General features: G+C 37.0%; 16 protein-coding genes. 13 read left to right on the plus strand and 3 right to left on the minus strand.

Annotated elements, in window-relative coordinates; translation table 11 throughout:
- The first annotated feature begins 179 nt into the window (after positions 1-179).
- The 3 genes from greA to IC621_RS17665 all read left to right on the plus strand — a co-directional run bounded on the left by greA (position 180) and on the right by IC621_RS17665 (position 3,437).
- Positions 180-656, plus strand: coding sequence for a transcription elongation factor GreA (gene greA / locus IC621_RS17655; protein WP_191159869.1), 477 nt, complete (start codon positions 180-182; stop codon positions 654-656).
- Positions 657-845: 189 nt separating this feature from the next.
- Positions 846-2,609 (plus strand): peptidoglycan D,D-transpeptidase FtsI family protein, encoded by a 1,764-nt coding sequence (locus IC621_RS17660; RefSeq protein WP_191159871.1) that lies wholly within the window; start codon positions 846-848, stop codon positions 2,607-2,609.
- 111 nt (positions 2,610-2,720) lie between these two features.
- Positions 2,721-3,437 carry a DUF1510 family protein gene (locus IC621_RS17665; protein WP_191159873.1) on the plus strand — a complete coding sequence of 239 codons (717 nt, stop codon included), beginning with the start codon at positions 2,721-2,723 and terminating at the stop codon, positions 3,435-3,437.
- 204 nt (positions 3,438-3,641) lie between these two features.
- On the opposite strand, the gene IC621_RS17670 is transcribed toward IC621_RS17665, so the two are convergent.
- Positions 3,642-3,845, minus strand: coding sequence for a YrzA family protein (locus IC621_RS17670; protein WP_191159875.1), 204 nt, complete (start codon positions 3,843-3,845; stop codon positions 3,642-3,644).
- A gap of 179 nt (positions 3,846-4,024) precedes the next feature.
- Here IC621_RS17670 and IC621_RS17675 point away from each other — a divergent pair, with 179 nt between their 5' ends.
- The 6 genes from IC621_RS17675 to IC621_RS17700 all read left to right on the plus strand — a co-directional run bounded on the left by IC621_RS17675 (position 4,025) and on the right by IC621_RS17700 (position 8,802).
- Positions 4,025-4,669, plus strand: coding sequence for a class I SAM-dependent methyltransferase (locus IC621_RS17675; protein WP_191159878.1), 645 nt, complete (start codon positions 4,025-4,027; stop codon positions 4,667-4,669).
- Positions 4,670-4,689: 20 nt separating this feature from the next.
- Positions 4,690-5,388 (plus strand): 5'-methylthioadenosine/S-adenosylhomocysteine nucleosidase, encoded by a 699-nt coding sequence (gene mtnN, locus IC621_RS17680; protein ID WP_191159880.1) that lies wholly within the window; start codon positions 4,690-4,692, stop codon positions 5,386-5,388.
- A 94-nt stretch (positions 5,389-5,482) separates the two neighbouring features.
- Positions 5,483-6,406: a PLP-dependent cysteine synthase family protein gene (locus IC621_RS17685; protein ID WP_191159882.1), complete on the plus strand. Its 924-nt coding sequence runs from the start codon at positions 5,483-5,485 to the stop codon at positions 6,404-6,406.
- A complete protein-coding gene (locus tag IC621_RS17690) occupies positions 6,407-7,540 on the plus strand; it encodes a bifunctional cystathionine gamma-lyase/homocysteine desulfhydrase (RefSeq protein WP_191159884.1) in 1,134 nt (377 codons plus the stop codon). It begins immediately after the preceding gene.
- Between the two features lie 253 nt (positions 7,541-7,793).
- The gene (locus tag IC621_RS17695; protein WP_191159886.1) at positions 7,794-8,021 is read left to right on the plus strand and encodes a YrhC family protein; all 228 of its coding nucleotides are present in this window, start codon (positions 7,794-7,796) and stop codon (positions 8,019-8,021) included.
- A gap of 640 nt (positions 8,022-8,661) precedes the next feature.
- Complete coding sequence (locus IC621_RS17700; RefSeq protein ID WP_191159888.1) at positions 8,662-8,802, plus strand: YrzI family small protein; 141 nt, start codon at positions 8,662-8,664, stop codon at positions 8,800-8,802.
- Positions 8,803-9,127: 325 nt separating this feature from the next.
- Here the strand turns inward: IC621_RS17700 and sigK are convergent, their stop codons facing one another.
- Positions 9,128-9,856 (minus strand): RNA polymerase sporulation sigma factor SigK, encoded by a 729-nt coding sequence (gene sigK, locus IC621_RS17705; RefSeq protein ID WP_191159890.1) that lies wholly within the window; start codon positions 9,854-9,856, stop codon positions 9,128-9,130.
- Positions 9,857-10,042: 186 nt separating this feature from the next.
- Here sigK and IC621_RS17710 point away from each other — a divergent pair, with 186 nt between their 5' ends.
- Both IC621_RS17710 and IC621_RS17715 read left to right on the plus strand, forming a co-directional pair.
- Positions 10,043-10,789, plus strand: coding sequence for an SGNH/GDSL hydrolase family protein (locus IC621_RS17710; RefSeq protein ID WP_191159892.1), 747 nt, complete (start codon positions 10,043-10,045; stop codon positions 10,787-10,789).
- Between the two features lie 305 nt (positions 10,790-11,094).
- Positions 11,095-11,253, plus strand: a complete 159-nt coding sequence (locus IC621_RS17715) for a hypothetical protein (protein WP_191159894.1) — start codon at positions 11,095-11,097, stop codon at positions 11,251-11,253.
- A gap of 377 nt (positions 11,254-11,630) precedes the next feature.
- Here IC621_RS17715 and sda read toward each other — a convergent pair whose 3' ends face one another.
- Positions 11,631-11,771 carry a sporulation histidine kinase inhibitor Sda gene (gene sda, locus IC621_RS17720; protein ID WP_191159896.1) on the minus strand — a complete coding sequence of 47 codons (141 nt, stop codon included), beginning with the start codon at positions 11,769-11,771 and terminating at the stop codon, positions 11,631-11,633.
- Between the two features lie 363 nt (positions 11,772-12,134).
- Here sda and IC621_RS17725 point away from each other — a divergent pair, with 363 nt between their 5' ends.
- Both IC621_RS17725 and yqeH read left to right on the plus strand, forming a co-directional pair.
- A complete protein-coding gene (locus IC621_RS17725) occupies positions 12,135-12,662 on the plus strand; it encodes a YqeG family HAD IIIA-type phosphatase (protein ID WP_191159898.1) in 528 nt (175 codons plus the stop codon).
- Positions 12,655-13,755, plus strand: coding sequence for a ribosome biogenesis GTPase YqeH (gene yqeH / locus IC621_RS17730; RefSeq protein ID WP_191159900.1), 1,101 nt, complete (start codon positions 12,655-12,657; stop codon positions 13,753-13,755). The genes IC621_RS17725 and yqeH overlap by 8 nt, the downstream gene beginning before the upstream one ends.
- Positions 13,756-13,831 lie beyond the last annotated feature (76 nt).

Genomic DNA, 13,831 nt, shown 5'->3' on the forward strand with positions numbered 1-13,831 from the left:
AATAATATGATGAAGTATAACAATAAAATGAAACCCACTGACAGCGGGCTCATATCGCCTGCTAGACAGGATATACAAGCAAGGGGACAATATTTTGTCCTCGTTCTTGTAGTTATAGTACTCATATACATACCTGACCTTTTATGGGGGACAGCAATTCTAGAAGGAGTGATGGATCAATGGCGAAGGAAAAAGTTTTCCCAATGACGAAAGAAGGAAAAGAAAAATTAGAGCAAGAGCTTGAATACTTGAAAACGGTTAAACGTAAAGAGGTTGTAGAAAGAATAAAAATAGCTCGCAGCTTTGGAGATCTCTCTGAGAACTCTGAGTATGATTCTGCTAAAGAAGAACAAGCATTTGTGGAAGGCCGAATTACTACGTTAGAAAATATGATTCGCAATGCAAAAATTATTGAAGAAACGGATGGAAACTCAAATTCCGTTTCTTTAGGTAAAACGGTAACTTTTGTGGAACTTCCTAATGGCGAAGAAGAGTCATATACAATTGTTGGAAGTGCAGAGGCGGATCCTTTCGAAGGGAAGATTTCCAATGATTCGCCAATCGCAAAAAGCTTAATGAGCCGTTCTGTTGGGGACGAAGTCAGTGTACAAACGCCTGGCGGAGAAATGCTTGTAAAGATTGTAAACATTAAATAAAAAGAAAATGTTGTTATTAAATATTAGTGATACTTAATTAAGCAATCGTTCATTCACTGATTGCCACCGGGTTTCACTTCCCATCTCTCACCTTAGGATGATGTTGTTGCTTCCAGCACAACATTTACGATAACCAATAGGTTTATTATTAGGACGCCTCGTCGAGAATGTTGACGAGGTGTTTTTATTATGATTTCTTCTAAACGATTAAAATGGATGGGCTTTGTTATATTAGCCGTGTTTTTTATACTTATAGGAAGGCTGGCAGAAATTCAATTGTTCACCAGTGAAAGCTTTTCGGAAAATCATGTGAATTTAGTAGAAGAAAGTGTGAATCAACGCACCCAGGAAGTGCTTATTGATGATGGAAGGGGCAGATTTGTTGATCGCAATCTTAAACCGCTTTCAGATAAACGAGAGCCTACTTTAGTTTTGTTTCCATTCGTATTGGAAACATCTTGGCCAATGGAACAATTATCAAGTATGATAAATGTTCCGGTCACAAAAATAAATGACTGGCTTGAAGAAGCAAAAGAACCTCTTATCCTCGGGGAAAAACAAGGCGTAAAGCTGTCAGAACAAGATATAAAAAAAATTAATGATATGAAAGTACCCGGTGTTTTTGGGATATACAAACAAATACCGTTAAAGGACAGTATAGCAGATCATACAATTGGACTGACCTCAGAAAATGAAGAATATTTCAGGAAGAAATATCCTGATAAAGACTTAATACCAGGGAAAACAAAAGTAGGAGTTACTGGATTGGAAGAGGCATATGATGAATTTCTCCTTCCTGATACAGAAACGAAGCTTCTATATCATGTAGACGGAAATGGTCACCCCCTTTTTGGGGTAAATGTAAAGTACTTGGCCGACTCAAATCCGTTCTATCCAGTCAGCATTAAAACGACGATTGATGCAGACATCCAAAAAACTGCTGAATCTTTATTGAACTCGCATTCGATTGAAAGCGGCGGATTAGTATTATTAGATGCAAAAACGAGTGAGTTGCTTGCACTTGTAAGTAAACCGGACCTAGATTTAAAAAACAAGAACTCTCAATTAAACCATATGATCCAGCCTTCATTTCCAGGCTCAGTATTTAAAACGGTTATTGCAGCAGCTGCAATAGAAAACAATCTCGATCACCCATCACGAACGTTTAATTGTGATTTGAATTTGTATGGAGAAGCAGATGATGAAAAAGAAGCAGGAGCTTTAACTTTTCAAGAAAGCTTTGCCGAGAGCTGCAACTACACGTTTACTACCCTGGCTAATGAATTACTGGAGAAAGATAAGAATGCCATTGAGGTATATGCTGATAAGCTTGGATTAATTGAACCTGTTGGATGGCAAGGAGAAATTTATCATTATGAGAACTTCAGGCAAATTCCTAAAGAGAGAAAAGGCATTATTTGGTTAGATGAAAAAGAAAAAAGAGTTCCTAAAGCAGTAGCTCAAACGGCTATCGGCCAAAAAGATGTAAGAGTTTCACCGCTTGCGATCGCAAACATGATGGCGACAATTTCACGGGGCGGACAAAAAATGCAGGTAAAACTCGTAGACTCTATATTGTATAAGAATGAAACTACAATGCACTCTTTTTCGTCTAATCAATTAGATGGTGAAAAAATTGATAAATACACAGCCGAGCAGCTCCAAAAGCTATTACGTCATGTAGTGACAGATGGGAAGGGAACAGGCAGAAGATTTCAAACCTCTCTATACTCAGTAGCTGGAAAATCCGGTACAGCAGAAACCGGAAAAAAGAATCAACAAGGAGAAAAACTGTATCATAAATGGTTTGCGGGTTACTTTCCTGTGGAAAATCCAAAATATGCACTAGCCGTTGTTCATATGGATACAAAAAGTGAAGAGGCAGCAACCAATGGATTGTATGAAGATATGGTAAAAGAGCTCCATGCTTTCGACAAAAAGAGACCTAGATAGATTTTTGTGCTAATGGTAGAATGGTATGGTACAGAAAAGCAAGGGTTTAAGTATTTAATGGGCTTATTGCAAAATGAATTGCCTATTAGAAGAGTAAGAGGAGTGACATGAATGAGTAAAAACTTTGGGGATACGCGTTATCAAAAACGTGACAAAAGAAGAAAAGCAAATTTAGTTCTAAATATATTAATCGGGATAGTAACGGTGCTAATTTTAGTAATCGGCTCCCAGCTTCTTCTTGGCGGAGATGATCAAAGGCAGGCTTCGACAGAAAGTAATGAAAAGAAAAACAGTGAACAAATTGCCAATGAAAATACAAACAAGAACAGGGCAAGCGATGATCAGGAAGTAGACGATGAAACCTCAAATGATACAAATGAGTCAAGTGCAGAGGAAAATTTAAAAGATAAAGCTGAGGAAGAAGAGAAAGCAGCAAAAGAAAAAGAAGAAAATAAAGAAGAAATAAATCCAGATGATCCGTTCGCAAATGCGAATGTAAAAGAAGGCGGAGCAGATGGCAATGTAAAGCAAACGATTGAAAATCCGAACTGGGACCCCATTGGTACAGAACAATCAGGTGAGCATAGCGCCACATATGATAAAAGTTCACAAGATTGGGCAGAGATGACGCAAGCAATGAGCTATGCAACAGGAATATCAGAAGACGACATGATTATCTGGTTCCTTGGAAATGGGGGAAGCCCTCAAGATGCAAAAGGAACCATTTCAACAAAAGATAAATCTGAAAAGTATAGAGTTTCCCTCCATTGGGTTGAGGGCGAAGGCTGGAAGCCGACTAAAGTGGAAGTTTTAAACTCGATTCAATAACTAAATTGGTGAGGGGGGTACTTTTCCCCTCACCTTTTCTTTTTGCTTCTCAGAAAACTGAAGCATAAGGTTTTATTGCATTAATAAAGAGAAAAAACTGCTGACGATAGTAACTATCGCAGCAGTTTTTTTCTTGCTCTTGAATGCTTTAAACGGTTAAAAGTATTTTGCTTTAAACTTTTCAAAGCACTTCCACTTTTCTTATTACTTCGCCTTAAAATGAACAACTGCACTATAAAATCTTCTGCCTTCTACACTGACATGCATTTGGTGAGATACTGAATGGACTTCTAATAGAATCGCTTTATTATTCTCAATTTGTTCATTTATTTTTCTTTCAAGATCTTTTAAAGTCTCTGCTTCAAAAAATTCTACTTTATCTTTAATAAAATCAAGCTGAAAATTCATTATTGTTCCCCCATCTTTCCTTATTACTGTACCTAAGTATAGCAAAAAAATCGCTAATAGATGAAAACCTTTGTCCTATCTTTAAATTGATGTGATAAATTTAGAACTGTTATCATATTTAATTCATAGTATACTCATAGGAATTGTTAAAATTAAATCTTTGGAGTGTGACATTCAGGGTGGGAAGAGAATTTGTAGACCTATTTGAAAAATGGGCTGAAAGTTATGATACAACTGTAAAAGGCGAGAATATAGAATATAAAGATGTGTTTGCAAATTATGAAGCCATTTTAAATGAGGTAGTTAAAAAGAGTGGAGCTGTTGTATTAGAGTTTGGCGTGGGGACTGGGAATTTAACAAAGAAATTAAGTCAAAATAATAAAATAGTGTTTGGAATTGAACCATCTAAAGCAATGAGGGATATTGCGAGGAAAAAGTTAGGGACATCAGTTTCTCTCCTAGACGGTGATTTTTTAACATTTCCTCTTCCGAATATGCAGGTAGATACAATCGTCAGCACATATGCCTTTCATCATTTAACAAAAGAAGAAAAGGCAAAAGCGATAGGCATATATGGAAGGATTCTTCACAAAGGTGGTAAAATAGTGTTTGCTGATACTGCTTTTATCAACCAAGAAATATTTGAAGAAATGGTTAAAGAATCAAAAAGCAAACATTTCCTAAAGCTAGCTGCTGATTTAGAGACTGAATATTATTCGACTCATATTGATCTCAGCAATATTTTTGGGCAAAATGGATTTCAGATAACATTCACACAAATGAATCGGTTTGTATGGTTAATAGAAGCAGAAAAAATGGAATGAATTTGAAAGGATTTGAAATAATGAAGATTGCTATAATTGGTGCAATGGAAGAAGAAGTGACAATTCTAAGAAACAAATTGGAAAACAAAGAGCAAAAAATCATTGCTGGATGTGAGTTTACGACTGGAAGCTTCAATGGAAAAGAAGTGATCCTTTTAAAATCAGGAATTGGAAAGGTGAATGCGGCGTTAAGTACGGCAATTTTATTAGATCGATATCAGCCTGATTATGTGATTAATACAGGATCAGCTGGTGGATTTCATCATTCTTTAAATGTGGGGGATGTTATCATCTCCACTGAAGTTCGCCATCATGATGTAGACGTAACCGCCTTTGGATACGAATATGGCCAAGTTCCAGGCCTTCCTGCTGCGTTCCTCCCGGATCCAATGTTAGTGGAAAATGCTGTTGCAGCTGCAAAAACTGTATCTTCCAGCCAAGTTGTAAAAGGGATTATTGCAACAGGAGATTCTTTTATGAATGACCCTGTTCGAGTGGAATTTGTAAGAACGAAATTTTCAGAGCTGCATGCCGTTGAGATGGAAGCGGCGGCAATTAGCCAAGTCTGTCATCAGTTTAAGGTACCATTCGTTATTATTCGAGCATTATCAGATATTGCTGGGAAGGAATCAGATATATCTTTTGAACAATTTTTGGAAACGGCAGCAGTAAATTCCTCCCAGCTTGTCTTAAAGATCGTAGAACAATTGAATAACTAAACCTAGTTTGTAACAGGAAACAGCACGTTTAACACAGATTTGGCAGCCAAGCTTTGATTTCAGGTGATACTTGACTGAAAGAGTGGAAAACAACATGAATGTGGTAAAAGGTATTCAACAATTAATCGGAAAAACTCCGATGTTCGAATTGACTCATTTTCCATTACCAGTTGGTGTAAGACTTTTTGCTAAATTAGAATATTACAATCCAGGCGGGAGCATTAAAGATCGTTTGGCTGTCCATCTAATAAATGATGCTTTTGAAAAGGGAAGAATTACAAAGGGCGGTACGATAATTGAGCCAACAGCTGGTAATACTGGAATCGGATTAGCTCTTGCAGCGCAGCATCGAAACGTAAATGTCATTGTATGTGTACCAGAGAAGTTCAGCATAGAAAAGCAGGCTATTATTAAAGCTCTAGGAGCAACTGTTGTTCAAACACCTGCGAATGAAGGCATGAGAGGTGCTATTAAGAAAGCAGAGGAACTTCTAAAGAAGATCCCAAATTCCTATTGTCTTCAGCAGTTTGGAAATCCAGCTAATCCAGAAACCTATTACAAAACATTGGGACCAGAAATATGGGAACAGCTTGACGGAAATGTAAATGTGTTCGTTGCTGGTGCAGGGACCGGTGGAACGTTTATGGGAATTGCAAAATATTTGAAAGATCAAGATTCTTCAATTAAAACGGTCATTGTGGAACCAGAAGGCTCGATTTTAAATGGCGGTAAGCCCGGCCCTCATAAAACAGAAGGAATTGGTATGGAGTTTCTCCCAGAATATATGGAAAAGGCTTATTTTGACTCCATTTATACTATTGTTGATAAAGATGCTTTTCAGAGAGTTAAGGACCTCGCCCTTTTAGAAGGACTTTTAGTTGGAAGTTCTTCAGGAGCAGTGCTGCATGCCTCCCTGCTAGAGGCAGATCAAGCCGTGTCAGGGACGAACATTGTGACAATTTTTGCTGACAGCAGTGAACGATATTTAAGCAAAAAGATTTTTGAAGGGGGAATCTAGTTGAACAAGAAAACGAAGATGGTTCATGGCGGAATTGTAGGAGATCCTCAAACTGGTGCTGTCAATACTCCAATTTATCAAGTGAGCACATATAAGCAAGAAGGTGTCGGAAATTTTAAAGGATTTGAATATTCAAGAACTGGAAATCCAACCCGCCATGCTCTTGAAGAGCTAATTAAGGATCTAGAGGAGGGGCACCGAGGCTTTGCATTTGGCTCTGGGATGGCTGCAATAACAGCTGTCATGATGTTGTTCAACAGCGGTGATCATATTGTGATGACTGATGATGTTTACGGCGGGACTTACCGCGTTATGGCAAAGGTACTAAGCCGCTTGGGAATTGAATCTACCTTTGTAGATACAAGCAGTCTCGAAAAAATTGAATCGGCTGTAAAAGAAAACACAAAAGCTATTTATATTGAAACACCAACAAACCCGCTGTTAAAAATTACAGATGTAAGAAAAGTAACTGAATTGGCTAAGCAAAATGGATTGTTAACGATAGTAGATAATACATTCAGTACACCATACTGGCAGACCCCGATTACACTTGGAGCAGATATTGTGCTTCATAGTGCTACTAAATATATTGGCGGCCATAGTGATGTTGTAGGAGGTCTTGTCGTCGTAAACTCAGTGCAGCTCGGAGAAGACCTTCATTTTGTTCAAAATTCCACAGGTGGAGTCTTAGGACCTCAAGATTCGTGGCTTCTAATGCGCGGGATCAAGACGCTTGGCTTAAGAATGGAAGCTCATGAAAAGAATACATTGCAAATTGTTCAATTTTTAACGGGACACCCTGGAGTTAATTCGGTTTATTACCCCGGTCTCGAAACACATCCTAACCATAAGGTTGCTAAAGTTCAAGCAGGTGGTTTTGGCGGGATGGTTTCGTTTGATGTAGGAAGCGGAGAAAAGGCAGAAGAGGTTTTAGCAAAAACGAAGTATTTTACTCTTGCTGAAAGTCTCGGGGCTGTCGAAAGCTTAATATCTTTGCCTGCTAAAATGACACATGCGTCAATCCCGAAAGAACGCCGTCAAGAGCTCGGGATTACAGAAGGCTTGATCAGGATTTCTGTAGGGATAGAAGATGCTGAAGATCTTATTGAAGATTTAAAGCAAGCTCTAGCTTAGTGTTTCGGAAATTAAAATATAATAATAGTGAGGTATTGTTGTCAGCTCCAGGTACCTCCGATACAGAGAAACAACCTAATCTGTTAAGCAGAGTTACGAACATCCTTCTTTACGGTCATGCAGTATGCTCTCACTGATTGACAGATGCTCTGCACGTTTCGTTGTTCCTATATTGGTTATAATTGCTTGATTCATAGCCTGCTAGTTTATGATACGATGGTCATGTAATCAAATATCTGGCAGGTGATTTTACTTGAGTAATAAGCATTTAAGGGAACGAATGATTGATTTCAAAAGCTATGCTTATGTGCTGCTTGCTGTAAGCGTGTTTTTATATATAGGTGTTCTAATTCCTGGACAAACTGAAGAAACAGCAAAAATAGTTTTGATGGGAACAACTGCTTTATTTTTAGCAAGTGCATTTTACTTCTTTAGCAAATCAATAAAAATAAAAAAGAGAATCGAAGAGTCCGAAGAATAATCTCCTAATTTAGTTAGGGGATTTTTTTATTTTAAAAATTTTTAAAATAAGGTTTACAATAAAGGGGATTGTGGATATAATTACCATGTAATCAAAAATTATGTAAAGGAGGTCGAATCAAATGTTTATAGCGATGAATTCCATGTCTTATTCTTACAACATTTCGAATCGAATATTGAAATTCGGCCTGAAGGAAGAGTTTACAAAACGGTGCTCCTAACCTTTACATGACGTATTGTATTCTCATCACTTCACATAATTGTTCATAATATGAAGCAGTTATGTGAGTATCCATAGCGTATTAACGCCGCAGGTTGAAATTTAGCCTGCGGCTTTTATATTTTTATAAACAGCTGCAGGCGAATCATCCTGCGGCTTTTTGCGTGCATTTTTTAGGAGGTGTGTAAACCGACGTTACGCCAATTCTTTTTAACCATAACAGTGACAAGAGCAAGTCAACACTATAGGAATTGAAACAAGAGATCAAAATGAATGAAGTGTATGAAGCTTTTTCGGATGTTTTACAAAAATTATAGATGGGATATTTAAAATAATGGAGGGATGTAAGGATGATACCAATGTATAAAAAAATAGAAAGTGATGATGACTGGGGACTCTAATCGTAAAGGTGGTGAAAAACATGACAATTCATTTATTTTTTGTGACGATCATAATAAAGAAACAACAAAAATCAATAGAAAAGGTATTAAAAGAACAACAGGTTAAACAACGTATGGAAGAAATGAAAGATAAGCAGTATACAATGTTTCATCAGATTTAGGTTGAAAAAATTGAAATGAAAAAGGAGGAGTATAATATGCTTAAATTGGAATTGCTTATGTATTTAATTGTGGAGAAGGATTCTGTTTAGCTAGGCATTTATCAAATAGCATGTATATATACACAGAGACTGCCGCTGATGAAGGGCAGTCTCAATCTTGTTAGTTAACGATAATATTTGAGTTAATGCTATCTTTGTCCACACTAGGTGCCATCAGTCCCTAGGTCACAAGCAAATCAAATCCTGCAAGAAGAATAAAAAACAACCGCATGCAGGCTGCCAGAGTATTTGTTGCCGAAGGATCAGCACTCTGAGCTTTTCGTTCTTATGACTGTTCCCTTGCCTGATTTCGTTTTTCCTTCTCGGCTCGGTAAAACTCGTGAAACATTTTCATAAGTGCTCTTTTTTCAATTCTTGATACATAGCTTCGTGAAATTCCAAGCTCCTTTGCAATTTCACGCTGTGTTTTCTCTTTTTTCATATCCAGCCCAAATCTTCCTACAATGACCTCTTTCTCACGATCATCGAGAATATCAATAAATTCTTTTACTTTTTCAAGCTCCATATTAAGCTGAATCGTATCAATAACATCCTCATTTTCTGATTTTAATACATCGATAAGTGAAATTTCATTCCCTTCTTTGTCTTGCCCGATCGGATCATGGAGAGAAACATCCTTCTTCGTTTTCTTAAGGGCTCTTAAATGCATTAATATCTCATTTTCTATACATCGCGCTGCGTATGTGGCAAGCTTTGTTCCCTTTCCCTGAGAATAGCTTTCAATCGCTTTAATAAGCCCGATTGTGCCTATTGAAATAAGATCCTCAGAATCTTCACCAGTGTTTTCAAACTTTTTGACGATATGAGCAACAAGACGAAGATTGTGCTCAATCAAAATATTGCGGGCATCTTCGTCTCCTTCTGCCATTTTTTCTAAATATTTTTTTTCATCTTTTGCAGAAAGAGGTTGTGGAAAGGCATTATTTTTCACGTATGATACTAAGAACGCTACCTCTTTAAGGATATAACCGATTGCTGCCAATAACCCTGACATACCTTCACCTCCACATTATTATGTAGGCGAGCGCCTATTAGTAAAGTGTATGTCTGCAAAAAGTTGTCTGTGTCTGTACAAGTGAAGAAAATTCACGAAATCAGCACATTATAATAAGAGAATATGGTTGAATTGACCTATTTGCTGTATTAAGATAAATCTAATGTTTTGGAGGTGTAAGAAAGATTGAAAAAGATTTTTATTGGTATCATCCTTTTAGTACTCCCTCTTCTTCAAGCTTGTACTTCAGCAGAAGCACAAAACATTGTTTTATTTGGAGACAGTAATACGAAAGGATCCAATTGGCAAATAAGGCATTATCCTGAAAATCAGAAGTGGGCTGAGCAAATTGCTTCATCCTATCGAGGAAGTTATACGATATATAATGCCGGTATCGGCGGGGAGACGACTGAAGCTGCCAGGCTGCGTTTTGAAAAAGACGTATTAAAACGAAAGCCCAAATATGTTTTTATCATGTTTGGTACGAATGATGCCGCTATTCTTCCAAGTGGTGAGCCCAGAGTTTCTAAACACCGTTTCAAAGAAAATCTTGAGTACTTTGTAGAAGAAGTAAGAAAAATTGACAGCCAGCCTATACTTATGACCTGTTTGCCAATTGTAGAAGGGAATGGACAGGATTTGCTGTATTATTCTAGATATAAAAAAACGGATTATGAATCCTATGGCGGGGCTAGAGTATGGCATAACCATTATAACAATCTTACAAGAGAAATTGCAGAAAGAAAGGGAGTCCCTTTAATAGACAATTTTCATAATATGATTCAAGCTGCAGGGGAACCTACAGATGCTGCTTTATTAAACTCTGGTTTAATTGATCCGTCAGGAAATCATATGACACCTATTGGAGCAAAACTCATTTTTGAAGGAATAATCGCTGAAAATATAGTCAATATAAAAAATCAATCTGAATAGATGCCTATACAATTTAAGGCACCTGTACATATGCTGATAGTGTAAATGTCTATTACAATAAGGACTGAATGAACACCAATGGATAACAGGGTTTTAAATTTAAAGCTGTATTCGGAAAATTTGTTGCTGCCTATAAGCAAGTACCTTCATCTCTTGAGTTATTCTTGAAGCGAGTAGTCAGATGTGAGACTTAAGGCATATCAGCGATTCATGAGTAAACTATATTTACATGAAAGCAGCTGCAACCTATTAGAAAAGATCCTGCCCTGTGTGACCCATTTAATCAGGTAAAGGAGGTCATTGACATGTCTTGTTATAATTACGGTCCTGCCCCTTACCCATACCCTTATTACCCACAATATAGCGGCTTTGGATTCTATTATGCGTTTATTATAGTATTATTAGTTTTGCTACTTGTGGTAGGCGGCGGATTCTGGTGTTACCAAAAAGGATACTTTAAATAAGAGAAGGGGCTGACTTTAACAAGGAGAGAACCGTCCGAAAAAAGTCAGCTCATTTTCTATTTTATGAAGCTGTGTTCAAAATAATAAAAGTGTATAGGTGGAAATCGTATGAGGATTAGCTGCTAAAAGCTTATGCATTTTTAGACGGCGGAGGAATGATATCAACCTAATGGCACTCAGGGCACTCCGATTGCTTTTATAACAGCTTTTTTTGTGAAATCCGGTGGAAATGAGAGCAGAGAAAAAAGCCCTTAAATTATAGTATGTAAATTTCATTTCAAATGATATAATATGCTACATCTGTGTTTATACATATTACTTGAGATTAAGTAAATCCCGATTAGGAAATGAAAAAAAGCTACTTTAAAGAGCAGCTTTCAGGATGTTGCTTTAAGAACATGTCCCAAAGAACGACGTTTTATTTCCGATTTAATTAAATCAATGAAATCTTGACTTAATTCGAGCTCTGTTGCTTTGTAGTACGATTCAATTAGTAATTCATCCGAAAGTTTTTTCATTATGCCAGGTCTAAAATTGACCCGCACCTCCTTTAAAAAGAGTTCTGAAAGGAAAATTCATTTCATATACTAATATGTTATTTTCTGCTAGTTCCTAATGTAACATGATTAAAATATTGGAACAACCGTTCTGTTATCCACAGACTTTAGTGGATAACTTGTGGGTATCTTGTTTATAAAAATGTTAAAAATATGCAGTATCAGCTTGGATAATGTGTATAATTTTATCCACAGCTGTTGAAGTACCGCATTTTTTGTCGAAAAATTTTTGTGATTTTTACTACTTCTCCTGCTTTCTTTTGAAAGAAATGTTAAAATTCGATAAGATGAACTTGGAAAAAATGAACATAGAGGTGTTAGCGTTTGCTTAAACTATTTTTACCTGGTGAATTTGTTAAAAATATATTTGAAATCACACCGCAAAAACTTAAAGAGCAAAATATAAAGGGGGTTATTACAGACCTTGATAATACATTGGTGGAGTGGGATCGCCCAAATGCGACACCAAAGCTGATCAAATGGTTTGCTGAAATGAAAGAGCACGGAATAAAAGTTACAATCGTTTCTAATAACAATGAAAAAAGAGTTAGTTCTTTTTCACAGCCGCTTAAGATTCCCTTTATTTATAAGGCAAGAAAACCGATGGGAAAAGCTTTTCGGAGAGCAGTGAAAAATATGGGATTAAAGAAAGAAGAAGTAGTAGTTATTGGAGATCAGCTATTAACAGATGTGCTCGGTGGGAACCGGAACGGCTTTCAAACAATCTTAGTAGTTCCTGTTGCTGCTACAGATGGTGTTGTAACAAGATTTAATCGCCAAGTGGAACGCAGAATTATGCAAGTCTTTAAAAGAAAAGGAATGCTGCAGTGGGAGGATCGGGATAATGAATGAGCTAATATGCATTGGCTGCGGTGTAAAGATTCAAACAGATGAACCGAAAAAAATCGGTTATGCTCCGCCAAGCTCTTTAAATAAAGAGGAAATAGTGTGCCAAAGATGTTTTCGCTTAAAAAACTATAATGAAATTCAAGATGTTTCATTAACAGATGATGATTTTATTAAAATTCTGCACGGTATTGGTGATACAAAGGCTTTAATTGTAAAAATAGTTGATATCTTTGATTTTAATGGGAGCTGGCTTACAGGGCTCAATCGATTTGTCGGTAACAATCCGATTTTGTTAGTTGGAAATAAAGTAGATATCCTGCCCAAGTCAGTCAACAAAGAACGGTTAAGTAATTGGATGAAAAGGGAAGCGAAAGAACTTGGATTAAAGCCAGTAGATGTCATGCTTGTAAGTTCTGCAAGAGGTACAGGTATTAAAGAAGTAACAGAGGCAATAGATCATCTGCGGAATGGACAAGATGTCTATGTAGTAGGTTGTACAAATGTAGGAAAATCGACATTTATCAATCGAATTCTAAAAGAAGTATCTGGAGAAGAAGATGTCATTACAACTTCCCATTATCCAGGGACAACTCTAGATTTAATCGAGATTCCACTTGATGATGGTTCCTCGCTTTTTGATACACCAGGGATTATTAATCATCATCAAATGGCCCATTATATTGAGAAAAAAGATTTAAAATTGCTTTCGCCAAAAAAAGAAATAAAGCCGCGTGTATTCCAGTTAAATGAAAAACAAACGTTATTTTTCGGTGGATTAGCACGGTTTGATTACGTTTCAGGTGGCAGAACCTCATTTGTATGTTATATTCCAGCCGAACTAGATATACATCGAACAAAGCTGGAAAATGCAGATGAATTATATAAAAAGCATGCAGGAGATCTCCTGCAGCCTCCGAGAAGGGACCAAGTAGACGATTTTCCAGAGCTTGTACGTCATGAATTTATGATAAAAGACGGTAAAACAGATATCGTTTTTTCCGGCCTCGGCTGGGTAACAGCAAATGATGCAAACAAAAAAATTGTTGCCTACGCACCAAGGGGCGTTAATATTACATTAAGACGCTCGCTTATATAAAGTGAAACTTCCATCAGTGGTTTTCTGATGGTTAGGTGAGGCCCGCAGGATGTGGGTCACACAGACGTTGCCACAA

Source organism: Metabacillus arenae (assembly GCF_014773385.1).
Classification (GTDB): Bacteria; Bacillota; Bacilli; order Bacillales; family Bacillaceae; genus Metabacillus_D; species Metabacillus_D arenae.